Annotated in this window: 20 protein-coding genes; 10 read left to right on the top strand and 10 right to left on the bottom strand. The window is 62.3% G+C overall.

The annotated features are described in order from the left end of the window. Positions 1-164 precede the first annotated feature (164 nt). Both lapD and lapG read right to left on the bottom strand, forming a co-directional pair. Positions 165-2,105, bottom strand: coding sequence for a cyclic di-GMP receptor LapD (gene lapD / locus ACLEJQ_RS23780; RefSeq protein ID WP_440799043.1), 1,941 nt, complete (start codon positions 2,103-2,105; stop codon positions 165-167). A gap of 14 nt (positions 2,106-2,119) precedes the next feature. Then, positions 2,120-2,812, bottom strand: coding sequence for a cysteine protease LapG (gene lapG, locus ACLEJQ_RS23775; protein WP_440799041.1), 693 nt, complete (start codon positions 2,810-2,812; stop codon positions 2,120-2,122). 202 nt (positions 2,813-3,014) lie between these two features. Between lapG and ACLEJQ_RS23770 the strand changes: the two genes are divergently transcribed. The 5 genes from ACLEJQ_RS23770 (at position 3,015) to ACLEJQ_RS23750 (ending at position 10,129) form a co-directional block, all read left to right on the top strand. Next, complete coding sequence (locus ACLEJQ_RS23770; protein ID WP_440799039.1) at positions 3,015-3,707, top strand: GntR family transcriptional regulator; 693 nt, start codon at positions 3,015-3,017, stop codon at positions 3,705-3,707. Between the two features lie 684 nt (positions 3,708-4,391). Continuing rightward, on the top strand, positions 4,392-5,168 hold the full coding sequence (locus ACLEJQ_RS23765; RefSeq protein WP_440799037.1) for a DUF3050 domain-containing protein: 777 nt from the start codon (positions 4,392-4,394) through the stop codon (positions 5,166-5,168). Then, positions 5,165-6,097 (top strand): diiron oxygenase, encoded by a 933-nt coding sequence (locus ACLEJQ_RS23760; RefSeq protein WP_440799035.1) that lies wholly within the window; start codon positions 5,165-5,167, stop codon positions 6,095-6,097. The genes ACLEJQ_RS23765 and ACLEJQ_RS23760 overlap by 4 nt, the downstream gene beginning before the upstream one ends. Before the next feature lie 10 nt (positions 6,098-6,107). Then, positions 6,108-9,632: an amino acid adenylation domain-containing protein gene (locus ACLEJQ_RS23755; RefSeq protein ID WP_440799033.1), complete on the top strand. Its 3,525-nt coding sequence runs from the start codon at positions 6,108-6,110 to the stop codon at positions 9,630-9,632. Positions 9,633-9,664: 32 nt separating this feature from the next. Next, a complete protein-coding gene (locus ACLEJQ_RS23750) occupies positions 9,665-10,129 on the top strand; it encodes an SRPBCC family protein (protein ID WP_440799031.1) in 465 nt (154 codons plus the stop codon). A 404-nt stretch (positions 10,130-10,533) separates the two neighbouring features. Here ACLEJQ_RS23750 and ACLEJQ_RS23745 read toward each other — a convergent pair whose 3' ends face one another. Next, the gene (locus ACLEJQ_RS23745) at positions 10,534-12,414 is read right to left on the bottom strand and encodes a methyl-accepting chemotaxis protein (RefSeq protein ID WP_440799029.1); all 1,881 of its coding nucleotides are present in this window, start codon (positions 12,412-12,414) and stop codon (positions 10,534-10,536) included. A 250-nt stretch (positions 12,415-12,664) separates the two neighbouring features. On the opposite strand from ACLEJQ_RS23745, the gene ACLEJQ_RS23740 reads away from it, so the two are divergent. From ACLEJQ_RS23740 to ACLEJQ_RS23730, 3 genes are all read left to right on the top strand, one after another. Continuing rightward, positions 12,665-13,165: a sigma-70 family RNA polymerase sigma factor gene (locus ACLEJQ_RS23740; protein ID WP_440799027.1), complete on the top strand. Its 501-nt coding sequence runs from the start codon at positions 12,665-12,667 to the stop codon at positions 13,163-13,165. Then, complete coding sequence (locus ACLEJQ_RS23735) at positions 13,155-14,156, top strand: FecR domain-containing protein (RefSeq protein WP_440799025.1); 1,002 nt, start codon at positions 13,155-13,157, stop codon at positions 14,154-14,156. Before ACLEJQ_RS23740 ends, ACLEJQ_RS23735 begins: the two co-directional genes overlap by 11 nt. An 85-nt stretch (positions 14,157-14,241) precedes the next feature. Next, a complete protein-coding gene (locus ACLEJQ_RS23730; protein ID WP_440799023.1) occupies positions 14,242-16,746 on the top strand; it encodes a TonB-dependent siderophore receptor in 2,505 nt (834 codons plus the stop codon). A gap of 126 nt (positions 16,747-16,872) precedes the next feature. Here the strand turns inward: ACLEJQ_RS23730 and ACLEJQ_RS23725 are convergent, their stop codons facing one another. Next, positions 16,873-17,946 carry a fatty acid desaturase gene (locus ACLEJQ_RS23725; RefSeq protein WP_440799021.1) on the bottom strand — a complete coding sequence of 358 codons (1,074 nt, stop codon included), beginning with the start codon at positions 17,944-17,946 and terminating at the stop codon, positions 16,873-16,875. 100 nt (positions 17,947-18,046) lie between these two features. On the opposite strand from ACLEJQ_RS23725, the gene ACLEJQ_RS23720 reads away from it, so the two are divergent. Then, positions 18,047-19,051: an AraC family transcriptional regulator gene (locus ACLEJQ_RS23720; RefSeq protein WP_440799019.1), complete on the top strand. Its 1,005-nt coding sequence runs from the start codon at positions 18,047-18,049 to the stop codon at positions 19,049-19,051. Between the two features lie 232 nt (positions 19,052-19,283). Here the strand turns inward: ACLEJQ_RS23720 and ACLEJQ_RS23715 are convergent, their stop codons facing one another. Next, on the bottom strand, positions 19,284-19,970 hold the full coding sequence (locus tag ACLEJQ_RS23715; RefSeq protein WP_440799017.1) for a Crp/Fnr family transcriptional regulator: 687 nt from the start codon (positions 19,968-19,970) through the stop codon (positions 19,284-19,286). Positions 19,971-20,056: 86 nt separating this feature from the next. Here ACLEJQ_RS23715 and ACLEJQ_RS23710 point away from each other — a divergent pair, with 86 nt between their 5' ends. Beyond that, on the top strand, positions 20,057-20,581 hold the full coding sequence (locus tag ACLEJQ_RS23710) for an Mpo1 family 2-hydroxy fatty acid dioxygenase (RefSeq protein WP_440799015.1): 525 nt from the start codon (positions 20,057-20,059) through the stop codon (positions 20,579-20,581). Positions 20,582-20,744: 163 nt separating this feature from the next. On the opposite strand, the gene ACLEJQ_RS23705 is transcribed toward ACLEJQ_RS23710, so the two are convergent. The 5 genes from ACLEJQ_RS23705 to cysW form a co-directional block, all read right to left on the bottom strand. Further along, a complete protein-coding gene (locus tag ACLEJQ_RS23705) occupies positions 20,745-22,964 on the bottom strand; it encodes a GMC family oxidoreductase (RefSeq protein WP_440799013.1) in 2,220 nt (739 codons plus the stop codon). Further along, positions 22,961-23,473, bottom strand: coding sequence for a sorbitol dehydrogenase (locus ACLEJQ_RS23700; protein ID WP_440799011.1), 513 nt, complete (start codon positions 23,471-23,473; stop codon positions 22,961-22,963). The genes ACLEJQ_RS23705 and ACLEJQ_RS23700 overlap by 4 nt, the downstream gene beginning before the upstream one ends. Beyond that, positions 23,470-24,831: a cytochrome C gene (locus ACLEJQ_RS23695; RefSeq protein ID WP_440799009.1), complete on the bottom strand. Its 1,362-nt coding sequence runs from the start codon at positions 24,829-24,831 to the stop codon at positions 23,470-23,472. The genes ACLEJQ_RS23700 and ACLEJQ_RS23695 overlap by 4 nt, the downstream gene beginning before the upstream one ends. A 286-nt stretch (positions 24,832-25,117) precedes the next feature. Then, on the bottom strand, positions 25,118-26,107 hold the full coding sequence (locus ACLEJQ_RS23690; RefSeq protein ID WP_440799007.1) for a sulfate/molybdate ABC transporter ATP-binding protein: 990 nt from the start codon (positions 26,105-26,107) through the stop codon (positions 25,118-25,120). Positions 26,108-26,110: 3 nt separating this feature from the next. Next, positions 26,111-26,980 carry a sulfate ABC transporter permease subunit CysW gene (cysW, locus tag ACLEJQ_RS23685; RefSeq protein WP_440799005.1) on the bottom strand — a complete coding sequence of 290 codons (870 nt, stop codon included), beginning with the start codon at positions 26,978-26,980 and terminating at the stop codon, positions 26,111-26,113. Between the last annotated feature and the right edge of the window lie 13 nt (positions 26,981-26,993).

Here is a 26,993-nt window from a genome sequence, read left to right as displayed (position 1 = left end):
GCAATGGATATATACAAAAAAATCCCGGCCGACTGCCAGACCGCCATCGCGAGCAAGCTCGCTCCCACAATGGATCGAGGTACAGCCGCAAAAACAAGTCGGCTGTCAGGCCGTCTCGCGAGCAAGCTTTGCTCCCACAGGTGAAGCGCTCCAGCATCCAAGCCTTAAGCCCAGCGCCGAGGCTCCCCAACCAACTGCCCCTGCACCCCAAACAACCCCATCTCCCGAATCACCGCCAGCTCACCCTCGGTCTCCACCCGCTCGGCAATCAACGGCAGGTCGATGCTATGGGCAGCACGCTGGATGGCTTCGATGAACAGACGCTTGTCGCTCTCCTGATCGATGGCCCGGATATAGCTGCCATCGATTTTCAGATAGGCCAACCCCAGCCGAGACAGGTTGCCGATCATGCTGAACCGCCCACCAAAGCGCTGCAGGCTCAGAGAGAAGCCCAGCTCGCGCAGTTGCCGGGTCAATTGTTCCAACACCGCTTGCTCCGGCAATTGTTCTTCACCGATCTCCAGGGTCAAGCGTGGCCCGAGGTTGGAATGGGCGCGCAGGATTTCAAAGATTTTAAGGAGCGCCTGGGGATCGGCCAGGGTCGCTGAAGACAGGTTCAGCGCCAGGGATTGATCGTGCCCGGCCATTTGCCTGAGCACTTGTTCAAGCATCAGCCGGTCCAGGCGCGCGGTCCAGCCGAAACGCTCAAGCCAGGGCAGGAAGCGCCCGGCGGGGATGGTCTGGCCTTGTTCGTCCAGCAACCGCGACAGCACCTTGTAATGCAGCACCACCTGGGTGTCGTTCGCCGCCACCACCGGCTGGAAATACAGTTCGAAACGCTGGTGGCCCAGGGCCTGGTCAAGCAAGGTGTGCCAGGCATGGTGATCGTCGCCGACGGCAGTTACCGCGCTGTGATCCAGGCAGACCGGTTCACCCTGGCTCTCGGCCTGGGCCAAGGCCTGGTCGCCGAGTTGCAACACCGCCTGGGGCGAGTCGCCATGGACGAACGGTGCCAGCCCGATGGTCGCCACGGACGCGACATCCGTCGCGCCGGTGGCATGCAGGCTTGCCAATGCGGCCTCAAGGTTGTGCGCCAATTGCAACGCTTCCTCGCGCACCAGGCCGGGAGCCAACACAGCAAATTCGCCACCGCGGATGCGCGTCACCAGGTTCTGCGTTTCCGGGTAACGCGCGCTTTCACGCAGCAATTGCTCGCCCACCGCCTTGAGCAGCTGGTCGGTGCGCTGACCACCCAGTCGCTGGTTCAACCCGGCCAGGTCCTTGACTCGCAACAACAGCAGGTAACCGGAGCTGGCCTGCTCCGGGTTGCTCACCCGGGCGTTGAGCTGCATTTCGAAGTAGCGCCGGTTGGCCAGGCCCGTGAGATTGTCCTGATAGGACTCCACGCGCAGTTTCTCGCTACGCTCGGCCTGCTCCTGGAACAACGCCTTGAGCTTCTCGACCATCTGGTTCATGGCCTGCACCACGCGGCGCAGCTCCGGGGTACGCGGCAGCTCCGGCAGGCTCAGGAATTCGCGCCGGGCAATGGCGTGGGATTGATGCACCATGTAATCCAGCGGCTTGAGCTGGCGACGCAGCAGCAGGGCCCCGAGTACCGCGCTCGCAGCGCCGCACAGCAACAGCCAGCCCAGGCTGCCCAGCGCGCTCTGCCACAGTTTGGCGAGGGCGAACATCGGATGGCTGACCACCTCGACCCGCGCCGCCTGCTCCCAGCCACGGCTGACGATCGCATCGCCACCGGCCGGCTCCAGGCCGATGAGCGAGACAAACCACTGCGGCACGCTACCGGCGTCCGGGGTGCCGGTGCGCTCGACCAGGGTCTTGTCGGTCGCCACATCGACCACGCGGATGCTCGCGTAGTAGCCGCTGTCGAAAATCGAACTGACCATCAGCTCGACCATCGCCGGGTCGTCGATGTTCGGCGTCAGCGACAGCGCCAGCGCTGTGGCCGCGTCCTGGGCGTGGGAGCGCAACTGATTGACGTACTGGGCCCGCGAGCTCTCCAGGCTGACCATGAAGCTGCCGCTGAAGGCAACCACCAGGAACAGACAGATAGCGATCAACAACTGTTTGAACAAGGACATCTGAGCGCGTGCTCCTAGTTAGTCGTCTCGACCGGAAAACCTTCGGCCTGCATTTTTTTCAACACATCCTGCCACCGGGACAGGCGCTTGGTATCACCGACTTTCTTGTTGCCCTTGGCGCCCGGAAGCCACAGCCCTTCGGCATTGAAAGAGTAGACCGGCAGCAGGTCGGTCCGCTGGCTGGCCGGCAGGATGCCGTCGATCAGGCTGTCGAGTACCAGGGGCATCGCCTCGGGCGTGGCATAGTAAGTGAGCACCATATGCGCCCGGTTCTGTCGCAACGCCTTGACGTAGGTAATGCGCAGCTTGTCACTGGACACCCCGAGATGGCGCAGGCTGAAGTACTTGGCGATGGCGTAGTCTTCGCAATCCCCGGCGCCCTTCCACAAGGCCTGGATCGGGGTTTCCCAGTAATCGACCTCATGCCACAGGTCGATGTCTTCCACGTAGCGCACCTGCTTGTTGAAGAACAGGTTCACCACCTTGAGCTGCTCCAGTTCCGGGAGCTGTTTGCGAGTCGCCAACAGCTGTTGCCAGGCGTCGATCCGTTGCTGCCCTTCGCCCAGCGGCCCGTACAAGGCTTGCGCCCGCCGGCTGATCTGCCCGAAATCCCAGTCCGCCCGCAACCCGCCCAGCATGAGTCCGGCCAGCAATAATGCTGAACACAGCCAACGCAAGGACCTGAAGACAGGGTAAGGTGCAGCCAAGGGAAGTACGTCCAAAAGGGGCCGTTGGAAATTCGTTGGATGGTGAAGCCTGGCCCGGGAAAAGACAATGGCAAGGTGCAATCACCGAAGGCACGCTAAACTCTAGTTCAGGAACCGGACCCGCGAGATTTTGACGACCGGGTCATCTGTCACTAATGTTGGCATGGATCCAATCCAGGATGTTCAGCCAAGGTGCGTTGTCGTGACACAGAAGCCTAAGCCGCTCAGCACTATCCAGGTCGATGGGCCCATTGCGGCCGATCAAGCACGTTCGATCATTGAAGGGGCGCTGCGCGAGGCCATCCTCGATGGACGCCTGCCTAGCGGTACTGCCCTGCGCCAGCAGGAACTGGCCGACCTGTTCGGGGTGAGCCGCATGCCGGTGCGCGAGGCATTGCGCCAGCTCGAGGCCCAGTCATTGTTAAACGTGGTCCAGCACAAGGGTGCCGTGGTCGCTCCGCTGATCACCAACAATGCCGTGGAAACGTACCAGCTACGAACGGTCCTGGAATCCTTCGCCCTGCGCTTGTCGATCCCGCTGCTCGATGCCGATGACCTGACGCAGGCCGCCCGCTACATCGAACAACTGGAAGCGCAAACCGAACACGCCGAAATTGGCAAGCTCAACCGGCTGTTCCATATGTCGCTTTATCACAGAGCACCCAATAGCAAGCTGCTGGACCTGATCGAACGCGAACTCAACGAAGAAGAGCGTTTCCTGCGCTTTCACCTGTCCTCCATGGGCCTGGGCAAGTTGAGTCAAGACGATCATCGCGCCCTGCTCCAGGCTACTGCGGACAAAGACATCGACAAGGCCGTTGGCTTGTTGGAACTGCATCTGGAAAAAGCCTCGGTCACCATGCGCCGGTATCTGGAACAGCAATCGAATCGTTGAGCGCACGCCGACGATCCGGTCGGCGTAAAAACTTCTTACACATCCTTCCCAGCCCTTTCTCGCCTCCCTGGCGCGGCCCGGCCGTGACCGCGATTCGGCGTTCACTCAGGTCCATGGCACTGCCATCGATTTGGGCTCACTCTTGCGTTTGTCGATAAAAAAACAGACCTGAAGAAGTCAGCGCCTGGAAGCTACCAGGCGAATCGAAGCCAACACGCAAGGAGCGTCGTCCAACCGGCGGGATGTTCGGAGGTCCGACCGACGTCTCCCCTAAAACATAAATGTCCTGATTCCCCAGTCCCTTGAAGTGCTCCGAGTGAGGCATTCACTCGTACTGTTCGATTCTGATACTTATAAATCGGAAGGAGCTTCTTCGCCCGAATAAAACTTATCAGACAAGTTTTAATAAGCAACTTCGCACCTAATAAAAGTTGCGATTTAAATAATTAAAAATCCACTTGCCGCCTACTTGTTTTGTGTATTAGTTTTTTATGCGTCGAATTGTTATCGAGCGCACTCGCCGCCGATGAAGCCCTGTATCCAAGCGCTACAGACCGACACCCGCTACCCAAGCGAACAGCTGATTCATTCTGGAAAATTTATGGACTTCGGTTCAGGCGCCCGTTCGCCCCGATCAAGAACGGGCAACTTTCCGAACAAAAAATCATTGATGAGGACGTTCCAATGCAGCCAACCAAAGAACAACTATTTTTGAAAAAACACGAACTAGGCCAACACCCGGTTTTTTCCGAAATAACATCAATTGATCTGTTACGCCGTTTCATGGAAAGCCACGTGTTTGCCGTATGGGACTTCATGTCCCTGACCAAGCGCCTGCAACGCGAACTCACCTGTGTGCACCTGCCCTGGCTGCCGCCAGCCGACCCGCATGCGGCACGCCTGATCAATGAAATCGTGCTCGGCGAAGAGTCCGATGATCGTCCCGGCGCAGGCTATTGCAGCCACTTCGAACTGTACCTGGACGCGATGCGCGAGGTGGGTGCGGACACCCGTGCCATCGAGCAGTTCATCACCTTACAGCAAGAGGGCGTCAGCCCCGAGACCGCGCTGGACAGTGTCGAGGTCGAGCCAGCCGCGGCGCGCTTCGTTCGCCAGACCCTGCACACCGCCCTGCACGCACCGGCCCACAGCGTCGCCGCCGCATTCGTGCACGGTCGCGAGAGCGTCATCCCGCAGATGTTCCAGCGCATGCTGGACGCCTGGGGCATTGGCCTGGACCAGGCGCCGACCTTTCGCTACTACCTGCAGCGGCACATCGAGGTCGATTCCGAAGACCACGGCCCGGCGGCGGAGAAACTGCTGGCCCGGCTGATCGATGGCGACCCGCAGCGCGAAGCCGAAGTACTCGCTGCGGCCCTCGCTGCCGTGCACAGCCGCGCAGCGCTGTGGGATGGCCTGCGTCAGAGCATGACTCAACCCGTCGCGCAGGTGATGCCATGAACGCCATCCCCTACCAGTCTTTCGCCGACACATGGGAAAGCCGCGCCACCATCCGCACCCGGCCACGGCGCCGGGTCGAGGATGACGACAAGCTGATCTTCCCCATGAGCCGCCAGCCCATGGTGCACAGCCAGACGTTCCTCACGCACTGCCCGCAGCTGCGCGATTTTGCCCTGGTGCAAAGCCTCTACAAGTTCATCAACGACGTGGTGATTTTCGAGACCGAACTGGTGGACCACACCGCCCGCCGCATCGCCAAGAACCGCTTCGGCATCGAGTTCCCGTTCGCCTGCCGCTACGACGCAATGACGGTGGTGGTGGACGAGGATTATCACGCGCTGGTGGCGATGGATTTCATGCAGCAGACCATCGACATGACCGGCGTCGAGCCAATCCCGTTGCCGCAACAGATCGAACTCAGCCGGGCGATACCGGCGACCCTGGCACGCACGCCAGAGCATTTGCTCAGTGCGGTGGAGCTGATCTGCATCGCCATCGCCGAGAACACCGTGACCAACGAAGTGGCGGCCTTCGCTCGGGACGACTCGGTCAAGGCGTCGATCAAGGGCCTGATGGCCGACCATCTGCTCGACGAAGGGCGGCACTCCGGATTCTGGACGCGGCTGGTGCAGATGTACTGGCGCAGCGCGCCCGAAGCGGATCGTGAGGCGATTGCGCGCTTGATGCCCGGATTCATCGCCCAATACCTGGCGAGCGATCTGCAACAGGCGTTCGACTTCGAGTTGATCGCCCACCTGCCGGTCGACGAATCGGTGCGCCAGGCGCTGCGTGAAGACGCCAGTGCGCTGGCCTACCCGATCAATCGCTTCCATCCCCTGGTGGGCAACATCATGCGTTTCTTCCGCGGCAGCTCAATGCTCGCCTCCCCTTGCGTACGCGACGCCCTCGCCGACTACCTGACCCCATGAGGAGCTTTCAATGAGACGCCTCGAAATTGCAGTGCCTGGCACCAGCCAGGCGATCGCCGAACTGGCCCGGGAGCTTGAACTGCATGGCCACGTTGTCGTGGGCCTCCAATCGCCGATCAACCCGGCCGTCGACCTGGTGATCGATGACGGCACGGTTGCCTGCGCCATTGAAGCCCGTTCCCGCCTTGAGATACGCGTGGCACTGCGCAGCGTGCCTGGCGAGCGTTTGCCACAACCGATAGTGATTTTGCGCAACGCCGCACAGCACCTGCTGGCCCAAGAGCTCATCGCCACCCAAAACGACGGCAATGGTCAGTCGTTGCGCCTGCGGGTCGTGGCCGCGGTGGTCGAGAGCGGCGCGCGGCTGGTCAGCCAGTTGTCACGGGACGATAGCTGCTTCGATCAAGCGCTTGCGATGCAAGCCGAGCCTGTCGATACCCCGTTGCTGGCGCTCGATGCGCTGGAGCCGCTGGCGTTCGAGCATCGTCTCAATCGGCCAGCCGTGCCCTGGCTGCTGGCCGCCGCCCAGGTACCGGTGATGCACAGCATCGAACAGCGCATGCTCGATGACGCGAAGCGCCCGGCCCTGTGGGTCGATGGGCAATTGGTCGATTACAAATCCCTGCGCCGCCTGGCGCTCAGGGTGCAGCAAGCGGTGTTGGGGCAGCTGGAACGCGTCGGCTCAGTGGAAGCGACGCTGGTGGGAGCAAGGCTCGCCCGCGATGCAGACACAGCGCTACCCAACCAGACCGAGTCATCGTTCATCGCGGGCGAGCCCGACTCCCACAGGCCCAGTTCTCGACCGGTGATTGCGGTGTGCCTGCCCAAATCCGCGCCGTTGTATGCGGCTATCCTGGCGGTACTGGGTTGCGGGGCGGTGTACCTGCCGCTGGACCCGCAACATCCGGCGCAACGCCGGCGCTTTATCCTGGAGAACGCCAAGGCCAGCCTGTTGGTGCACGATGGCACCAGCGACTTGGGCACTCTTTCGCTGCCGACCCTGGATGTGCGTCGACTGCCTGCAACCACACCGGATATTCCGGCCTCGTTGATCCGCCGCACCGTGGAGATCGACGAGCCGGCGGTGGCGATCTACACCTCCGGCACTACCGGCCAGCCCAAAGGCGTGCTGCTCAGCCATCGCAACCTGAGTCATTTCTGCGCCTGGTACGGCGACTACGTCGGCTTGCGGCGCGACAGCCGGGCACTGCAGTTTTCCACCATCAACTTTGACGCGTCGCTGCTGGATATCCTGCCGACCTTCATCCACGGCGCCCTGCTGGTGGCGCCCGATGAAGACCAGCGCCGCGATCCACAGCAATTGGTCGCGCTGATTCACCAGCAGCAGATCACCCACGCCTTTCTGCCGCCGGCGCTGCTGAGCGTCATGCCGCTGAAAAAACCGCTGGGCCTGACGCACCTGATCACCGGCGGCGATGTCTGCGAGCCATTCGTGATCGAGCGGCTCGCGCCACAGTGCCAGTTCCACAACATCTACGGCCCGACCGAAACCACAGTGCTGGCGACCACCCGGCAGTTCGGCGTCGGCGACAACAACCGCAACCTCGGCGTGCCCATTGCCAATTGCCGGGTGCTCATCCTCGACGAACAACTGCAACCGGTGCCCCAGGGCATACCCGGCGAGTTGTACATCGCTGGGCCGGGTGTTGGCCTGGGTTATCTGAACGACCCGTTGCTCAGCGCCCGCCGCTACCTCGACCTGACGCTACCCGACGGGCAGGCGTTGCGGGTCTATCGCACCGGCGACATCGGCCAGTGGACGGATAACGGCATCGAGCTGAGCGGGCGGCGCGACAACCAGGTGAAGATCCGTGGTTTCCGGGTCGAGCCCGAAGAGATCGAGCATTGCCTGCGCGAAAGCCAATTGTTTCGCCAGGTGGCGGTGGGTGTGGACGAACGCCGGCGGATCCTGGCGTTCCTGGTTCATCCGCAGCAACAGGCTGCCCTTCAGGCCCTGCGCGAGCACGTGCAGAAGACCCTGCCCAGCTACATGCACCCCGCGGCCTACGTCGAGTTGCCCAGCCTGCCTTACACCAGCAATGGCAAAGTCGATCGCCGGGCTTTGCTGGCGACTGCGGTGCAGATGCACAGCGCCAGCCAGCGACGCCAGCCGCAAACCCCGCTGGAAACCCAACTGCAAAGCCTCTGGGCGGAGCTGCTGGAGTTGCCGCCGGAAGACATCGCCACCGACGAAAGTTTTTTCAATCTCGGTGGGCATTCGATCCTGCTGTCGCAACTGCTGCTGAGCCTGCGCCAGAGCTTCGGGCGCAGCCTGTCGATCAATCGCTTCATCGAGGCACCCACGTTGCTGACCCTGGCGAAGTTGCTCGACGGCCCGGAGCAAGACAATGCCCCGGTGTTGAGCCCCCAAGCCTTTATCGATGCGCAGGCGCCGCTCAATATCGAGCCGCTGCCCATCAGCCAGTGCGGCGATGTGCACAAAGTGGTGGTGACCGGTGCGAACAGTTTTCTCGGGGTGCACATCGTCGAAGCGCTGCTGGCCTGGGGGGCCACCGAAGTCGCATGCCTGGTACGCGCATCCGGCGGGCAAAGCGCGGCAGAGCGGTTTTCCCAGGCCCTGCAGGACAACCGCCTGACTCACCTGGACCTGAATCGGGTCAGCGTCTATGCCGCCGATATCACCCAGCCTCAACTGGGTTTGCCGGACGAGATCTACGTCCGCATCGACAGTACCTTCGGCGCACTGGTGCACAACGCCGCCCACGTCAACCACGTGCTCGACTACGAGTCCCTGGCGCGGGATAACGTGGAGCCGATCTTCGAATGCCTGCGTTTGTGTGAAGGGCGCACCAAGAAAATCTTCAACTTCGTCTCCACGTTGTCGGCGTCCAGTGCCCTGGATGCCAATGGGCAGGTGCTGGAACAACCCGCCGCGCCAACGCCGCCGATCTACATCAAGAACGGCTACAACCTGTCCAAATGGGTGGGCGAGCGGATCCTGCAGCGGGCACGGGAACGTGGGGTGTGGGTCAACCTGTTCCGCCCGGGCAACATCAGTTTCAACAGCCTGACCGGGGTCTGCCAGCCCCACAAGAACCGTTTGATGCTGATGCTCAAGGGCTCGATCCAGCTCGGCCAGGTGCCGGACCTGTCGCTCAATTTCGACCTGATGCCGGTGGATTTCCTCGCCCGTTTCATTGCCTTCCATGCCAGCCGCTACCAGCCGACACAGGCGGTGTTCAACCTGCACAACCCCGAACCCTTGAGTTGGGACGCCTATGTCGCGTCGTTCCGTGAAAGCGGCCGGGAGTTTTCCCTGGTGAGCGTCGCCGACTGGCAACGGCAGTTGGGCCGGGTCGATGCCGACAACGCGCTGTTTGGCGTGCTGGGGTTTTACCTCAACGGGTTCGAGGAGGACATCGGCGATATCTCGCTGATCCGCCACGACAACGCCCGCACCGGGGTCCGGCAGATGGGTGCCCGCTACCCGGAAAAATCCCCGGCCCTGCTGCGTCGCGGCGCCGACTACCTCAAAGCCATCGACTTCATTTGAAGCACCTCAACCGCAAAGCAAGGAGCAAGACCATGAGTACCTTTCAACCCGATACCCTGATCAAGAACCCCCACGCCTGCCAGGTCGAAACCTCGGTGGAAATATCGACCGATGCTGCTCGTGCCTGGGAACTGGTGGGCGACTTTGGCGGATTCAACCGCTTCATCCCGGCCCTTGAGCGCATCGAAATGACCGGAGAGGGCGTGCGGTCGCTGCGCAAGAAATTCTTCGCCGATGGACAAAACTTGGTGGTGGAACAGCTCAACAGCCGTGACGACCAGGCCATGCACATGACCTGGACCCTGATCTATAACACCCTGGGCATCGACAACTTGTGGGCGGCCATGCGCGTCGAACCCCTGGCCGCCAACCGCTGCCGCGCCACCTGGACCATCATCGCCGACCACACCGACGCCCACACCCCGTCGGGCTTCAGAGACTTCCTGCAAGGCTTCGCCGACGAGGCGATGGGGAACGTACAGGCGATGTTCACCTGACCATCCCACAATGGGTTCCAGGTTGGACTCGAGATCCGGCAGCACCACCAGTCCCCTGTGGGAGCGGGCTTGCTCGCGATGGCGGTGGGTCAGTTGACGGTGATGGTGGCTGGACTGACGCCATCGCGAGCAGGCTCGCTCCCACGAAAAGTTCACCGGTGGACTCGAGATCCGGATTCACCACCAGTCCCCTGTGGGAGCGAGCCTGCTCGCGATGGCGGTGGGTCAGTTGATGGTGATGGTGGCTGGACGGACGCCTTCGCGAGCAAGCCCGCTCCCACAATGGGTTCCAGGTTGGACTCGAGATCCGGGAGCACCACCAGTCCCCTGTGGGAGCGGGCTTGCTCGCGAAAGCGGTCGTTCAGCTTGCAGTGATGCTGGCTGGCTGACCGCTTTCGTGAGGTTCAGATCTTGAAGCTATCCACCAACTGCTTCAGCCGTTTGGCCTGTTGTGACAGGGCGTCGCAATCCTTCAAGGTTTCATTGAGGTTGGCGACGCTTTGCTGGTTCAGCAGGTTGATGTGGCTGACGTCCATGTTGAGGGTTTCCACCACGGCGGTCTGTTCTTCGGTCGCCGCCGCCACGGACTGGTTCATGCCGTCGATCTCGCCGATGCGCTGGGTCACGCTGACCAGCCGCAGGCCGGCCTGGTTCGCCACTTCCACGCTTTCTTCGCTGGAAACCTGGCTGGCGTTCATGGTGGTCACCGCCTCGCGCGAACCGACCTGCAGCGAGGTGATCATCTTGTGGATTTCTTCCGCCGACTCCTGGGTACGATGCGCCAGGTTGCGCACTTCGTCGGCCACCACCGCAAAACCACGCCCGGCCTCACCGGCGCGGGCCGCTTCGATCGCCGCGTTGAGGGCCAGCAAATTGGTCTGCTGGGAGATGCCCTTGATCACGTCCAGGATATGCCCGATGTTGTCGGTGCTGGCGTTCAGGGTTTCGATCTGGGTGCACGACAGGCTGATCTTCTGCGACAGCTCGGTCATGGCCTGGATGGTTTTCTCCACCACCTGACGACCGTCATCGGCCTGCTCGCTGGCGCCACTGGCGTGTTGCGAGGCGTCGGCGGCATTGCGGGCGATTTCCTGGGTCGCGGCGCCCAGTTGGTTGATGGCCGCCGCCACGCTGTTGGTCCGCGCGCTCTGCTCATCCGAATCGACCAGCGAAGCGTTGGATGAGGTCATCACCCGCTGCGACAGGTCATGCACCTGCCGGGTGGCGGAAGACACTTCGCAAATCGACGCGTGGATCCGCTCCACGAACTGGTTGAACGAGCCGCCCAGCACCGCGAACTCGTCCTTGCCCTGCACCACCAGGCGCCGGGTCAGGTCGCCTTCGCCCTGGGCGATGTCCTGCATGGCGCGGCCCATGGTGGTCAGCGGACGCATCAGCACCTGAATCAGCATACTCAACAGCAATGCAATGGCAGCCACCGCAATGAACATCGCGATCAGCGCGGACGTACGGAACTGGCTCAGCGGCGCGTAGGCCCTGGCCTTGTCGATGGACAGGCCGATATACCATTCGGCGTTCGGCAGGCCGGTCACCGGGGTGAACGAAAGGATCCGATCCTGCCCGTTCAGCTCGACTTCCTGGATGCCCTTGGCGATGCGCACCGGCGTGTTGGGGTAGATGTCCTTGAGGTTCTTCATCACCTGGTCTTTGTCCGGGCTGACGATCACCTGACCGTCGCCGCTGACCAGGAACGCATGGCCAATCCCACCGAAGTCCACCGAGTTGATGATTTTCACCAGGGTTTCCAGGCTCAGGTCACCGCCCACGACACCGAGCAGTTCGCCGTTCTTCTTGACCGGCAAGGCAATGGTCACCACCAGACCGCCGACGGCCGCCGAATAGGGCGGGGTCAGCATAGTCTTGTCAATGCTCACGGCCTGTTTGTACCAGGGCCGCTGACGCGGGTCGTAGCCGTCAGGCATCTTGGCGTCCGGGCGCTGGGTGAACGTCCCGTTGGCCTGGCCCACATAGGTGAATTGAAAGTTAGAAGTCAGCGCCGGCTGATCCACCAGCCCCGCCAGATCCGCATTGGCGCCCTGGTGTGCGATGTTCTGGCCAAGGTTTTCCAGCACCAGCACGCGGCCACTCATCCAGTTCTGGATACTGCTGGCTGTCAGGTCACCGGACTGCTCGATGGAAGATTCGAGGCTGCTGCCGATGGTGCTGCGCTGCAAATAGTCGTTGTAGAGCGTGAACAGGGCAAACGCCAGGACCACGACACCAGAGGCGGCCAGGAGGATTTTGTGACTGAACTTCAGATTCATCGATGGGGCTTCTTATGCAGGAGTGGGGGTGCATTCCGGTTGCGGTTGCAGGTAAAGCGTAGACGGGGCTTTTGACCTCGCTCCACTTTGGTGCACGCTCACCAAGCTGTCGGCAAGCCACTGAAAAAAATTAGTCGTTAAAAGAAACAGGCGACAAGAGGACACGGCAGTCCGACGGTGGTTGCAAATTCACCGGGGCATGATGACAATGCGACCTATTATCATTTGTGATACCCAGGCCGTCGTGTTCATGTCATCTCCCCAGCTAGCAGTACAGACGCTCTACAGCAATCACCACGGCTGGCTCAACACCTGGCTGCGCACCCGATTGGGCAATGCCGCCGATGCCGCAGACCTCGCGCAGGACACCTTTGTCCGATTGCTGCAGCGCAGCGAACGCCTGGAGCTCAAGGCCCCACGGGCTTTTCTGCGGACCATCGCCCAAGGCCTGGTGATCGATCACTGGCGGCGCGAAGAAATCGAACGCGCTTATCTGGAAACCATCGCTCATCTCCCGGAGGCCGAAACCCCAGGGGCGGAAGCACAGGCCCTGATTCTGGAATTGCTCGAAGCCATTGCGCGGATGCTCGAAGGCCTCAAGCCGAAAGTACGCAAAGCCTTCCTGCTGGCCCAGTGCGAAGGACTGACCTATAAACAGATTGCCGAACAGATGGGCATCTCGTTGCGGTCGGTGGAACGCTATGTCGCCGATGCGCTGTACCACTGTTATGTGCTGCGCTATGAAAGCTGAGCCGTTGGAAAACCCTCAGGCCCATCCCAGTCGCCCGTCGCAGCAGGTGGTCAGGCAAGCGATCCACTGGTTGCTGCGCTTGCGCAATCATGCCAGCGCCCCGACGCTGCGGCGACAGTGCGACCTATGGCGCGCGGCGCACCCTGAGCACGAACTGGCCTGGCAGCGAGTGCAATCGCTGCACAGCGAACTGAGTGCGAACCTGCGGGCCGTGCCCGGTGCCCACATCGCCCTCGACACCTTGGAAAACAGTGCCCAGCGCCTCGGTCGTCGCCAGGCCCTGAAACTCTTGTCGGGCGTTGTTTTGATGGGCGGTGCCGCCTGGCTGGGCAAAGATCTGGGCTGGCAAACGTGGAACGCCGATTTCGCCACTGCCACGGGTGAACGACGCGGCTTCCAACTGCCGGATGGCACGCGGCTTGAACTCAATACTCACAGCGCCGCCGATCTGGACTTCAGCGCCGAACAGCGTCTGATTACCTTGGTCCGGGGTGAAATCATGCTCACCTGCCACCGCGACCCGGGGCGCCCGCTGCGGGTCCAAAGCCGACATGGCCTGTTCGAAGGGCTCGAAGGACGTTTTGTCGTGCGCCAGGACAGCGACTGCACGCGCTTGAGCGTTACCAGTGGCAGCGTGGCGATCCGCTCCCATCCCGGCAGCAACGGCGCGCCCATCCAGGTGACGGCGGGGCAAAGCTATCGGGTCACTTCGTCGACCGCGACGCTGTCGCCCTCCCTGGACATGGATGCCGACGCCTGGGTGGACGGGCTGATCGTCACCCGCAACATGCGTCTGCAGGACTTCCTCAATGAGGTAGGCCGCTACCGTCAGGGTTATCTGAAATGCGCGGCAGCCATCGCCGACCTGCGCTTGTCGGGGGTGTTTCGCCTGGAGGACACCGACAAATTGCTGGCCATCCTGCCTCGCACGCTCGCGGTGCGGATTCGCTATCGCACCCGATGGTGGGTCACGGTGGAACGCCTGGCGTGATTTTTTTTGGCGGGTTTCAGGCCGATGTCCGGCTAGGACAGTAAGCAACGCTTATCTGCCTTCAGCGACTCCAACGGAACCTACAATGACTGAGCGCTTACCTCACAACAATTCCCGCATCACATCCGCGCAACCGGGCCGGCTGCGCCAGGCGGTCCACGCGGCGCTGTTCTCCACCGTGCTGGGTGTCGGCGCCATCCCGGCGTGGGTGATTGCCGCAGACAATGGCGTAACGGCCAGCCGTCAGAGCTACAACATCGCCGCCGGCCCGCTGAGCGAGGTCCTCAATCAATTCGCCCGCCAGGCCGGCATCACCCTGGCCAGCACTCCGGAACAAACCAGCGGTGTCCAGTCACCGGGGCTCAAGGGCGATTATTCACCCGACCAGGCCCTGAGCCACCTGCTCAGCGGCTCGGGACTGGAAGCCGTGAGCCAGGACGGCAACAGTTACGTGCTGCAAACCGCACCCGCGAGCAACAGCCTGGAGCTGGCGGCCACCGACATCCGGGGTTTCGCACTCGGTAACGCCCTGGGCAGCATGGAGGGCTACAACGCCACCCACAGCCAGGTCGCCACCAAAACCAGCACCGCGCTACGGGAAACCTCGCAAAGCGTGTCCGTGGTCACCCGCGAGCAAATGGATGACCAAGGCGCGCAAACCGTGTCCCAGGCCATGCGCTATACCCCTGGTGTACTGACCAACCCCTACGGCGCGACCCACCGCTACGACTACGTGGCGATGCGCGGCTTCAACGACGGCTCGGTGGACAACATCTACCTCGACGGCCTCAAGTCCATGGGGGACAGCGGGACCTACAGCTCGATTCAGGTCGACCCGTACTTCCTGGAGCGGGTCGATATCCTCAAGGGTCCGTCGTCGGTGCTCTATGGCCGCAGTTCTCCGGGCGGCCTGGTGGCGCTCACCAGCAAAAAACCCTTGTACGAGGCCTATCGCCAGACCCAGGCCACGGTCGGCACCCAAGGCCAGCGCGGCATGGGTTTCGACTTCACAGGGCCGGTGGATGATGACAAACGCATCACCTATCGCTTGATCGGCCTGGCGGACACCTCGGACACCCAGTTCGACCACAACAAGGAAAAGCGCTTCGCCCTCGCGCCCACGGTGAACATCGACTTCAGCGAAGACACCTCGCTGACGCTCCAGGCTTATCTGCAACATGACCCCGATGGCGGCTATCACGGTGGCATGCCGGCGGCCGGCACGTTGCACTCGCGCAATGGCCGGCGCATTTCCGAACACTTCTTCGAAGGCGAGCCCGGCATCGACGGGTATGAACGAGACCAGCAGTCGTTCGGCTACCAGTTCGAACACCGCTTCAACGATGTCTTCACAGCCCGACAGAACTTCCGCTACCTGGATTCGGCGGTCAAGAACGACCAGGTCTATGCCTACGATTGGACCACCCCCACCAGCAATGAGCTGAACCGCTATTACACCAGCGCCGAAGAAAAGCTCCACGCCTTCATTGTCGATAACATGCTGCAAGCCGAGTTCTTTACCGGCGCGACCAAGCACACCGTGCTGATGGGCGCCGACTATCAACGGCGTAAGACGGTGGTCGATTGGACCAGTGGCAGCCTTGCGCCGATCAATGCCTTCGACCCGGTCTACGGCAACTCGGCCATCACCTATTACAGCCCCACCAGCTACCTGCGGCGCCTGGAGCAGACCGGCGTCTACCTGCAAGACCTGATCGAGATGGACCAATGGCGCTTCTCTCTGGGCCTGCGGCAGGACTGGGTCGAAACGTCCGACGAAAACCGCATCGCCGAAGCCGGTCGCCCGCAAGGCACCGAGATCAGCGACAAGCGCACCAAGCTCACCGGTCGCGCCGGCGCCCTGTACCTGTTCGACAACGGCCTGGCGCCGTACATCAGCTACTCCGAGTCGTTCAACCCCAACTCCTACGCCGACGCCGCCGGCAACCCGCTGGCACCCACCGACGGCAAGCAGTGGGAACTGGGCCTGAAGTACCAGCCACCGGGCACCGACGACCTGTACACGGCCTCGCTGTTCCGCATCGACCAGGAGAACCTGGCGACCAAGCTGCCCCAGGAAAACTTCTACCGCGCCGTCGGGGCCGTGCGCTCCCAAGGCCTGGAACTGGAGGCGCACCTGCAACTGACCGAACAGTTGAAATTACTGGGCAGCTACACCTTCACCGATATCGAGTATTCGAAATCGATGATCAGCACCCTGAGCACCACCACCGATATCATTGAAAACAAGGGCAACTCACCGACCCAGGCGCCGCGTCACATGGCCTCGGTCTGGGCCGACTACAAGTTCGACAGCGGCGCGCTCGATGGTCTGCGCCTGGGCGGCGGCGTGCGTTACGTCGGCTATAGCTGGGCGGACGCGGAGAACACCATGAAGGTGCCGTCCTACACACTGTTCGATGCCTCGGTGGGGTATGACCTGGGCAAGGTCGGCTTGAAAGGCGTCGACGTTCGCCTGAACGCGAACAACCTGACGAACGAAAGCTACATCGCCTCGTGCGCCAGCTTGAGTTATTGCTATATGGGCGAAGAGCGCAATGTGGCGGCGACCGTGAGCTATCAGTTCTAGTCATACCCATTCCTGTGGCGAGGGAGCTTGCTCCCGCTGGGGCGCGTAGCGGCCCTGTTTTTTGGGACTGCTGCGCAGCCCAGCGGGAGCAAGCTCCCTCGCCACAGGTTCTTCGCACGGGCCGCCTCACGCCCGGACAGTATCCCCACCCTCCCTGACGACGCTCTCCTGGCGCACGAATCGGTTCGCCCGGCCAAAAGTGCCGAAATCATTGAAGCGCACGCCCATCTCACGCATCACCTTGTGGGCCACAGGTACCGTCAATTGACGAATGTAGAACGGCTCCTTCACCACGAAATGATGGATCCCGTGGCTGCTGCCGAAGTTGAAGCAGAACGCCTGCAACGGCCATAACCACCATGGGTTGAGCACCTGGGTCTGCTGAATGACATTGCCCGGTTCGATGTCGCCGTAGTAGTGCATGTTCGAGCTGATGAAATGCAGGCAGAAGGTCCGCAGCACGTTCGGGCCGATGATCACCACCACGGCGATGTCGATCACCTGCATCACCGCCAGGGTGTTCGTCGACCAATCAATCGACGTGCCGAGCAACCCGGCGATGCCATTGGCACCGTGAAAACCGAGGAACACATACCAGGCGCCCCAGTGCAGCAACGCCAGCGGGAAATACACCTTGAGGGTGCGCTTGAGAATGCTGCGCTTGTGCGCCCAGGTCCCGGCCCGCAACAACCGGATGAGCGCCGACATCACGTTGTCGCCGACCATCAGCAACCGCGCCAGTCCCCAGGGCTCGCCGTTGGTAATGGCGCGTTCCTCCAGGTCGGCCTCGCTGCCGGAGACCTTGTGATGGTTGAGGTGCAAGTGACGGCGGATCCACGGGTTGATGGTGCTCGGCCGCGCCAGCCACACCAGGCCCATCATCAGGTTATGGGGCAGGCGTCGCTTGCGAAAGTACATGCTGTGGATCAGGTCATGTTCCAGTTCATGGGTCAGGGACGCAAAGAAAGCGTTGAGCAGCAGGCACGCCCAACCGGCCAGATGACCATTGATGTAGAGCAGCGCCGAACCGATCATCCCGGCCAGGGCGAACGCCAGGATGCCCGCCCCCAAGGCGTCCTGGTGCCTGAGGATCGGATACCGCTGGCGCAATTGTTCGCCCCGGGCCAGGACCACTTGGCGAATATGGGCGGATCGCTGTTGTGCATTCAATCGCTCGGGGCTTGCGCAAGTGCCGTGCATGGCTTAAATCCTCTGTTATCGATGCGCTCATCCTGCCGGGCCTGATCTCCCAGGGTGGTAGCCGTAAACGCCAACCTGTTGACCGCAAGCGCCAATCGTCATGACGGAACCGACCTCTCTCGCCAGCTGGACCCGAGCCCTGCGCAAACAGCTGGATGCGCTGGGCGTGGACAGCCATGCCCTGTGCGTGGAGGCCGGCCTCGACCCGCAGTTGATGGACGACCCGAACGCCCGCTATCCGCTCTCGGCCACTACGCGCCTGTGGACTCTGGCAGTGCAGGCCAGCGGCGATCCGGCGATCGGATTGCGGGTCTCGCGCTTCGTCAGCCCCACCACCTTTCATGCGCTGGGTTATGCCCTGGTCGCCAGCGGAAGCCTGCGGGAAGTGTTCGAGCGGATCGTGCGTTATCACCCGGTGGTCAGTGACGCGCTGACGCTGCAATTGAGCCGTGGCAAAGACCGCTACCGCTTCATGCTCGACGCACCCAAGGACCGGCCGGCGCCAGCCTTCGAAGCCATCGACGCCTTCGCCGCGATCTACGTGCGCACCTGTCGCAATCGGCTGGGCCGCGACTATGCGCCATTGGCGGTGTACCTGCGACGCCCGGAGCCGGCGGACCCCAGCCCGTGGCACAAAGTGTTCCGTTCGCCGGTGCACTTTGCAGCCGAGCAGGATTACCTGGAGTTCGGTCTCGATGACTTCGACCGGCATTTGGACGACGCCAACCCGGAACTGGCCGAACACAACGAAACGGTGCTCAAGCGCACCCTCGCCCAGCTCCAGCCGCTGACCTGGGAGCGCAAGGTGCGTGCGGCCATCGAGGCCCAGCTACCGGAAGGCGAACCCAGCGCCGAGCACATCGCCAAGGCCATGCACCTGAGCCTGCGCAGCCTGCAACGGCACCTGGCCGACGAAGGCTGCCGCTTCGACGCGCTGCTCAATGAGTGCAGGGAAAACCTGGCGCTGCTGCACCTGCGCGACCCGAATTGCTCGCTGAGCGAAGTCAGCTACCTGCTGGGTTTTGCCGACACCAGCAGCTTCAGCCGTGCATTCAAGCGCTGGACCGGCATGACGCCGGGGCAGTTTCGCGATGGGGTGCGCTAGCTGGACCGTTTCATTGTCGGATCGCCGCCCGGAGCAGGCTCGCTCCCACAGGAAACCAGGGTCGATCCCTATTCGGTGCCACACAACCCCACCGTGGCGAGGGAGCTCGCTCCCGCTGGCCTGCGAAGCACGCCCCTGCATTTTTCCAGGCAGACCGCATGTGTCGGTTTTGCGACTGCTACGCAGCCGAGCGGGAGCAAGCTCCCTCGCCACGGGTTTTGGGTTGTCTGGTTCAAGCCGTGCTCAACGCCCGCAACCGCTTGATGTCGAGGATTTCGATCTCGCCATACCCCAGGTGGACAATGCCCTGGGCCTGGAAATCCTTGAGGATCTGGTTGGTGGTCTGGCGTGACAGCGAAAGCATCAGCGCCAGTTGTTCCTGGGGCAGTTGCAGGACACGCCGGGCCGGTTCGATTTCGCCGTAGCCTTCGGCAATCAGCAGCAGGCGGTGGGCGACGCGGGCCGGGGCGGGCATCAGGCTCTGGTGTTCGAGGTTGATGAAGGCCAGGCGCAGTTTCTGGCTCATCAGCAACGCCAGGTGCCGCCAGTACACCGGTTGTGTTTCCAGCAATTGCAACAACGGCGCCTGGGGCAGATGCAACAGTGTGCACTGGCCGACACCCACTGCATCGTGGGTACGCGGTTGCCCATCGAACAGGCAGATCTCGCCGAACCAGTGGGGCGCCTCCACCACACTCAGCAGCGCCTCCTTGCCTTGTTCGCTCACCGCGCCGATCCGCACCGCGCCCTCCAGCACGGCATACATCCCACAGGGTTGATCGCCGCGCTGGAACAGCCGATGCCCGGGCAACAGGCGGCGCACCCGCGACATTGCCAGCAGGCTATCCTGTAGCTCGGCAGGCAGATGGCTGAACCAGTGACCGGCCATCAAGTGTGCCTGCCAGGGATGAGAATTCATGGAAACTCCGGACAAGTGTCGGCTAACTGACAGAGCGCCTGGTGGAACCTGGGCATCATGCAGGTATCACCTCAGGAGGAACAACAATGAAAAACCTCGTTGATCATCTCAGTCAATACGCGGCCTACCATCGCGACCCCCGCAACATCGCCAGCCATTTCATTGGTATTCCGCTGATCTTCGTCGCGGTCGCGGTATTGCTGTCCCGCCCGGGCTGGCCAGTGGGCGCGGTCCTGGTCTCGCCGGCGCTGCTGGCGGCGGTGGCCAGTGCCTGGTTCTACCTGCGCCTGGAGCTGCGCCTGGGCGTTCTGATGACGGTGCTGCTGGGCCTGGCAGTGTGGCTGGGCCAGGTACTGGCGGCGCAAAGCACCTCGATGTGGCTGGGCAGTGGCCTGGGGATGTTTGTGGTGGGTTGGGTGATCCAGTTCGTCGGGCACTATTACGAAGGCCGCAAACCGGCGTTTGTCGATGACCTCACCGGGCTGATTGTCGGGCCGTTGTTCGTGGTGGTCGAAGCCGGATTCCTGCTGGGACTGCGAGGCGAGCTCAAGCGCGCCATCGAAGAGCGTGCCGGACCGGTGGCGTTGCGCGGGGTGCGTTCGGCGGTCTGAGGGCACATTTGTGGGAGCGGGCTTGCTCGCGAAAGCGGTGGATCAGTCAACATCGATGTCGGCCGATCAGACGCCTTCGCGGGCAAGCCCGCTCCCACAGGGCAGGTGCCAGTCGCCAGCCTCACATACATCCCACAAGAGCTCGCCCCTTACCTTCCGGGCTTCAAACGGTGCCGAACTCGACCCGCACCGTCAGCGCCCCGGTGTTGTCGGTCAGCCCCTTCCCATAAGCGCCGGTCAGGTCATCGTTGATGCACAGTTGCAGTTCCCCTGACTGGTTTTCCGGAAGCTGGCGCAGATCGCCGACCAAAAACGGCGTGCCACTGTTGCCGATACGACCCACCAGCGCACCTTCCGCAGCACCGGGCAGCGCGTAAGAGGCATAGTCGATGTGCCTCGAACCACCGTTGCCATCCACATCGCCGCCCTGCGGGCTGGCGCACCACAGCCCACTGACGTAGCGCACCAGGCGCGGCACCGGCCCGCCGAGCTGCACGCCGGTGCCCTGCCAAGCCTTGTTCGCCGCGACTTGCATCGTCACGGCCCGCAGGTCATTGGACAGTGTATCCCCGGCCTGGAACGACAACGCCGCAATCGTCAGGCTCGGGTTCGAGGTCCCGGTGCTGGGGAAAACACCGTCGCCCACCAGGAACAGGTTCTTGTGGTCCCAACTGCGCTGGAACTTGTCGACCACCGATTTCGTCGGATCGTCCCCCATGCGATAGGTGCCCATCAGGTGCCCGGCACCCTGGAAACTGTAGGGCTCATTGTCATAGGTGAACGTTCCGGGCGGGAGGGGTTTGGTCAGTTCCGCCGCGCCGAGCAGATCCTCGATGATGTGGGTAGCCAAGCGTTTGGCCTGCTGGAATCCCTTCTTGGTGTATTCGGACAGGTCATAGTGGATTTCCGGCCGGGCAATGCCCAGCCGATCCTTGTAATCGGCCGACGGCACGATGTAGCACGTGGCGTTATCAGGATCGTCCTCCACCTGCTCCACCAGAAACGCAATCCTGAACTGGCGGGTGAACAACAGATTGAGTTTTTGAATCAGCGCCGTTCCGTAAAGAACCTGATTGGGCGGCGGGGGCGTCTGTTTCGAGGGCAGTGGATTAGTGCTGCTGTTATTCGCGCCGTCGATGAAATCGGCCACCGTGACATAGGGATCGCCCACCGGCCAGTTCCAGCCCTCGTTGCCGATTTCGATGCGCCACGCCGCCCGCTGGTGACGAAAGTCACCGTCGCGCAGGCTCTCGATGCCCGCAGTGGACAGAGGGCCGCGGTAGGGGAATATCGTCTTGCCTTCGGGCATCAATCCCCAGGCCAGGTAAATCGGGTGATCGGACAGCCCGCGCCCCACCTGCCCGCTGCTATTGGCAACACCCTTGGGCCAGGCCGTAGAAGTGGAATTGAGCAATAGCTTGGGAGTTTCGATGGCATGGGCGGCGATCACATATCGCTGCCCCACGGCCACGCCGGTGCCGGTGGCCGGGCCGTCGCCCAGCTGATACTGAATGAATTGCACCCCACTGATGTTGCTGTCCGCCCCGACGGTCACCTTGCTGGCGACCGTCCGGTACAGCACTCGGACCTTGCCCGTCGCCAACGCCTTGTTCATGGTCACGGTCGCGTCGTACTTGGCCTGGATCGGGCAGATCGGCGTGCAGTTGGTATTGCCGGCGCACACCCGGCGCCCCGCATAAGGTTGCGAGTTGCGCCCGGCCGGCGTCGGGCTGACCACCAGCGGCAGACCGTCGAAGGTCTGCCCCGCCACCGCCGTGACGAAACTGCCATCGACCAGCGACAAGGGAATGCTGTGCATCGGGAAGGCATAGCCCTCAGGAAAGGTCATGCCCAGATAGGCCTGGTCGGCGACATTGGCCGACACACCGATTTCCGCCTCGGCCCGGCAGTAGGCGCTTTGCAGGTCGTCATAGCCGATGGGCCAGTCCACGCCGACGCCATACTTGGACTTCAGGCGAAAGTCGTTCGGCACCATGCGCAGGCATGTCCCGACCCAATGCCAGGTCGTCCCGCCGCCCACCCGCTCGTAGGTGCTGTTGAAGGGCAGCGGACCTTTTTGGACCAGGTAGCTGACCTTGGGATCGTTCCAGCCGAGGATCAGGTCGGCGATGGTTGCCCGAGGGGCATTTTCCTGGCTCGGGTCCCGCGGCGTGTCCAGGGTCGAAACCGGCGGATACGGCGATTCCGGGGTTTTCAACGTGGTCGTGTAGAAACGCTCCAGGTACTGGGCGCGGTTGGCCGGGATTTCCGGTCCGGATTCGAGCACCAGCACGTCGATCCCGGCCATGCCCAATTGATAAGCGATGATGCTGCCGGCCAGCCCCGCGCCAACGATGATCACCTCGGCTTGTTCAGTGCTCATGACGAGGCTCCTTGCTGCGTGTTCGCGGGCACCCCGGTGTAATCCTCAAGACTGGGCGGCGGGCTGTTCCAGTAGCCGAAGAACATCTCGCTGTAGCCCATGGGGTGAGCCTGGGCGATTTTCCAGGCCCAACTCTGGATATACGCCTGGTCGGACACCACCGTCGAATCGGTCGACTTGAAATTCCCAGTGGCATAAGGCTGATACCAGACACCCAGCAGCCAGAGTTTCATGATCGAGCGCGCCGCCTGGGCAGCCTGGGTGACGGCAGGCCTTGACCCGTTCATCAGCACCGCCTGGGCAATCTGGTCCGGCGGTACGTGGTCGGCCGCCAACGTGGCGTACTGGGTCAGCAGCGCGTTGAGTACATCAGGCGTGATCCGCGGGGTGATGAATTCGAGGAAGATTGGCGGCAACCCCACCTGGTCGATGGCTGGCGCCAGCCGATCAGCGGGAATGCCAGTCAGGGCCGATGACAGGCCAACGAAATTATCCAGATCACTGCTCATGGCTGACTCCTTGTCGCGCCTGTGGACTGTGCGCGTTCGAGCAAATAGGTGAAATCCGCGAAACTGGTACGCGGGGACTCGGTGACATGGGTGGCGGCGTTGCCGTGACAGGCCATGCAACTGGACGACGCCTGCGGCGTGGTGCCCTGGATGTAGGTTTCCAGGGTGGCGTTGGCCAGGAACGGGGGCGCCGGGTTGCCCAGGGGATTGGCGGCCGAAATCTGGCAGCTCGGTTGTGGGTCCGACGGCCATTGAGTGCTGATCAACTGATAGTTCGCCCACACGCTCTTAGGATTGACCGTACGCAACAGCGCCTGATAGCTGGCGTTCAAGGTTTTGGTCGCGTCGGTCAGCGGTATGTCCCGCACGATTTGCGAGGGCGTCGCCTTCACGGCCGGGTTCCATGGGCGTGGCGGCGGTTGGTTGATGTCGCTTTTGCTGGCCGCGTTGTAGAACAGATACGGGCCCGTGCGCTGGGCCAGGGGCGTGGTTTTTTCCGGCACATTGTTCACATGCTCGAAAGTCGACCAGACCCACTGTGCCGCACTGTTGGTCTTATGCACGATGTGCAGGCCCACCAGCCCCACCGGCTCGGCCCTGCACGATTGCTCGACAATCGGCCCATGGCTCGGATCGTTGTTGCCCGGGGTGTAGACCAGCGCATCGACGGTGTGGAAATCCTGCGCCCGGTCATTGGGGCCGAGCACTTTCCACGACGCCTTGACCATCAGCGCACCAACCTGTTTCTTTTCGGCGATGCCACAACTGAACGCCACGGCGTTGGTCGGCTTCGCGGCAAAGAACGCCTGCTGGCCTTCGATGCTGTACAAGCCGTTGTCGACGATGTCGTTGAACATCGATTGGTTGACCACGATTTCGTTGCGCGTGTAGCTGCCGTTCTGATCCACCAGCGGACCGCTTTCGAAGGGCTGGATGAATTCATCCAGCACATCGGGCACCTTGCCCATCTGCTGCAACAGACGGCCAGGCTTGAGCGACTTGCAGGCCTCGGGAAGGGTCGCCGGGGCGCCCCAAGGCAGCGGCGCCTGGCCCTTGGCACGGAAAATCTGGTAGCTCTCCTTCCAGCTTTCCCATACGGTCGCCGCGTCCTGCTTGCCGATCGAGGTGCCGGTGTCTGGGTTGCCGGTGTCCGTCGCCGGCCAGCTCAGGGCAATGAAGGTCTGCCACGACAAGTCATCGAAATTGGCTTGCAGACTGGACAGGGAGACCGGTTGGGTGACAGTGACATCGAAGGGTATCTGCGGTGACAACGAAGGGGCGGCACCGGCGGACGGCGCCAGCAGCACGCCTAACAACGCACAGCCCCACGGGCCATGCCGGCTGACTTCCATTCTCATGCTTTCTCTCCTTGGCATCAGGCGCAGGAGAGACCACCGGTCCGTCATTGGACTCTTACTCGCCTCCTGGCAACTCAGAGTCTAGGTAGAGTTTTGGCTGGTAAAAGGCGAACGCGTAGAACCGATCGAAGCAAGGTGAGGCGGTGTTATTCGGATTTGGACAGCGTTGGGCAGTAAAGACGTCATCGCGAGCAGGCTCGCTCCCACAGGGTTCGAGGTATGCCTGGGAGTAGGCGGCCACCACCAGACCACTGTGGGAGCGAGCCTGCTCGCGATGCTTTTGCCCTTAGAGACTGGAGACCTTCTGCCAGACCTTCGGCTTGAAGAACAGCGTCTCGCCCTTCGCCAAGCCCACCAGGCTGTCGTGGTCCTTCACCACTTCGGCCTCGATCAACTCGCTCTGGCCTTCCACCTTCAAAGTGACCCGGGTGGTGGCGCCCAATGGGCGAATGTCCCGCACTTCGGCGGCATGGTGGTCTTCGAGCTCCGCGCGTGATAGCGAAACTTCATGGGGACGGAACAGCACATGCCGGTCTTCGCCCAGGTGCAGACGGTTCGAGTCGCCGAGGAAGTGGTACACGAAGTCGCTGGCCGGGTTTTCGTAGACATCGCCCGGCGAGCCGATCTGCTCGATCACGCCCTTGTTCATCACCACGATCCGGTCGGCGACCTCCATCGCCTCTTCCTGGTCGTGGGTGACGAACACCGACGTCAGGTTGATGTCCTCGTGCAGCCTTGCCAGCCAGCGACGCAGCTCCTTGCGCACCTTGGCGTCGAGGGCGCCGAAAGGTTCGTCCAGCAGCAGCACCTTGGGCTCCACGGCCAGCGCACGGGCCAGGGCGATACGCTGGCGCTGGCCGCCGGAAAGCTGCTCGGGGTAGCGGTCGGCGAGCCAGTCCAGTTGCACCATGTTCAGCAGCTCATGGACCTTGGTCGCGATCTGGCTTTCGTTCGGGCGCTGGCCCTTGGGCTTCATGCGCAGGCCGAAGGCGACGTTGTCAAACACCGTCATGTGGCGGAACAAGGCGTAGTGCTGGAACACGAAACCGACGTTGCGGTCGCGCACGTCATGGCCGGACACGTCCTCGCCGTGGAACACGATATTGCCCTGATCCGGCGTTTCGAGGCCGGCGATGATCCGCAGCAACGTAGTCTTGCCGCAACCCGACGGGCCCAGCAGCGCCACCAGTTCGCCGCTCTGGATGTCCAGGCTGATGTTGTCCAGGGCCTTGAAGGCGTTGAAGTTCTTGCTGACGTTACGGACTTCGATCGACATGACTCATTCCTCCGCGGCGCTGGCGCGCAGGCGGTTGATTCGGTTTTCGCTCCACTGCTTGAGCAGCAGGATCAAGAGCGCAAGGATCAGCAACAGGCTCGCCACGGCGAACGCGGCCACATGGTTGTATTCGTTGTAGAGAATCTCGACGTGCAGCGGCAGGGTGTTGGTCACCCCGCGAATGTGCCCGGACACCACCGACACCGCGCCGAACTCGCCCATGGCCCGGGCGGTACACAGCACCACGCCATAGATCAGCCCCCACTTGATGTTCGGCACGGTGACATGCCAAAACATCTGCCAGCCATTGGCGCCCAGCAGGCGTGCGGCTTCTTCTTCCTGGGTGCCCTGTTCCTGCATCAACGGGATCAACTCCCGGGCCACGAACGGTACGGTGACGAAAATCGTCGCCAGCACGATGCCGGGCAGCGCGAAGACGATCTGGATGTCATGGTCCGACAGCCACGGCCCGAACAAGCCCTGGGCGCCGAACATCAGCACATAGACCAGACCGGCGATCACCGGCGAGACCGAGAACGGCAGGTCGATCAGCGTCACCAGCATGCTCTTGCCACGGAATGAATATTTGCTCACGCACCATGCCGCGCTGACCCCGAACACCAGGTTCAGCGGCACCGAGATCAGCACCGCGATTACCGTGAGCTTGAGGGCCGACAACGCATCGGGTTCGAAGATCGCGCTGAAGAACGCCCCCAGGCCAAGCTTCAGGCCCTGGGACACGACGATGAACAAGGGCAGCAGCAAGAACAGCGCGAAAATCAGCCAGCCGAGGCCGATCAGCACCCGCCGCGACGCTGCGCTGCCACGCCGGGCCGCATTGGTGGAGGCTGCGGAAATAGACGATTGGGACATTTTTCGCGCCTCC

The organism is Pseudomonas sp. SMV71, from assembly GCF_052042015.1.
Classification (GTDB): domain Bacteria; phylum Pseudomonadota; class Gammaproteobacteria; order Pseudomonadales; family Pseudomonadaceae; genus Aquipseudomonas.
The sequence above is the reverse complement of the archived record's forward strand: the minus strand, read 5'-3'. Positions and strand labels throughout refer to the sequence as shown.

Coding starts and splice junctions, on each gene's coding strand:
- ACLEJQ_RS23765 (WP_440799037.1), top strand. CDS start 4,392: ATGCAGCCAACCAAAGAACAACTATTTTTGAAAAAACACGAACTAGGC.
- ACLEJQ_RS23705 (WP_440799013.1), bottom strand. CDS start 22,964: ATGAGCACTGAACAAGCCGAGGTGATCATCGTTGGCGCGGGGCTGGCC.
- ACLEJQ_RS23730 (WP_440799023.1), top strand. CDS start 14,242: ATGACTGAGCGCTTACCTCACAACAATTCCCGCATCACATCCGCGCAA.
- cysW (WP_440799005.1), bottom strand. CDS start 26,980: ATGTCCCAATCGTCTATTTCCGCAGCCTCCACCAATGCGGCCCGGCGT.
- ACLEJQ_RS23720 (WP_440799019.1), top strand. CDS start 18,047: ATGACGGAACCGACCTCTCTCGCCAGCTGGACCCGAGCCCTGCGCAAA.
- ACLEJQ_RS23695 (WP_440799009.1), bottom strand. CDS start 24,831: ATGAGAATGGAAGTCAGCCGGCATGGCCCGTGGGGCTGTGCGTTGTTA.
- ACLEJQ_RS23755 (WP_440799033.1), top strand. CDS start 6,108: ATGAGACGCCTCGAAATTGCAGTGCCTGGCACCAGCCAGGCGATCGCC.
- ACLEJQ_RS23735 (WP_440799025.1), top strand. CDS start 13,155: ATGAAAGCTGAGCCGTTGGAAAACCCTCAGGCCCATCCCAGTCGCCCG.
- ACLEJQ_RS23750 (WP_440799031.1), top strand. CDS start 9,665: ATGAGTACCTTTCAACCCGATACCCTGATCAAGAACCCCCACGCCTGC.
- ACLEJQ_RS23725 (WP_440799021.1), bottom strand. CDS start 17,946: ATGCACGGCACTTGCGCAAGCCCCGAGCGATTGAATGCACAACAGCGA.
- ACLEJQ_RS23715 (WP_440799017.1), bottom strand. CDS start 19,970: ATGAATTCTCATCCCTGGCAGGCACACTTGATGGCCGGTCACTGGTTC.
- ACLEJQ_RS23760 (WP_440799035.1), top strand. CDS start 5,165: ATGAACGCCATCCCCTACCAGTCTTTCGCCGACACATGGGAAAGCCGC.
- ACLEJQ_RS23745 (WP_440799029.1), bottom strand. CDS start 12,414: ATGAATCTGAAGTTCAGTCACAAAATCCTCCTGGCCGCCTCTGGTGTC.
- ACLEJQ_RS23740 (WP_440799027.1), top strand. CDS start 12,665: ATGTCATCTCCCCAGCTAGCAGTACAGACGCTCTACAGCAATCACCAC.
- lapD (WP_440799043.1), bottom strand. CDS start 2,105: ATGTCCTTGTTCAAACAGTTGTTGATCGCTATCTGTCTGTTCCTGGTG.
- ACLEJQ_RS23710 (WP_440799015.1), top strand. CDS start 20,057: ATGAAAAACCTCGTTGATCATCTCAGTCAATACGCGGCCTACCATCGC.
- ACLEJQ_RS23690 (WP_440799007.1), bottom strand. CDS start 26,107: ATGTCGATCGAAGTCCGTAACGTCAGCAAGAACTTCAACGCCTTCAAG.
- ACLEJQ_RS23700 (WP_440799011.1), bottom strand. CDS start 23,473: ATGAGCAGTGATCTGGATAATTTCGTTGGCCTGTCATCGGCCCTGACT.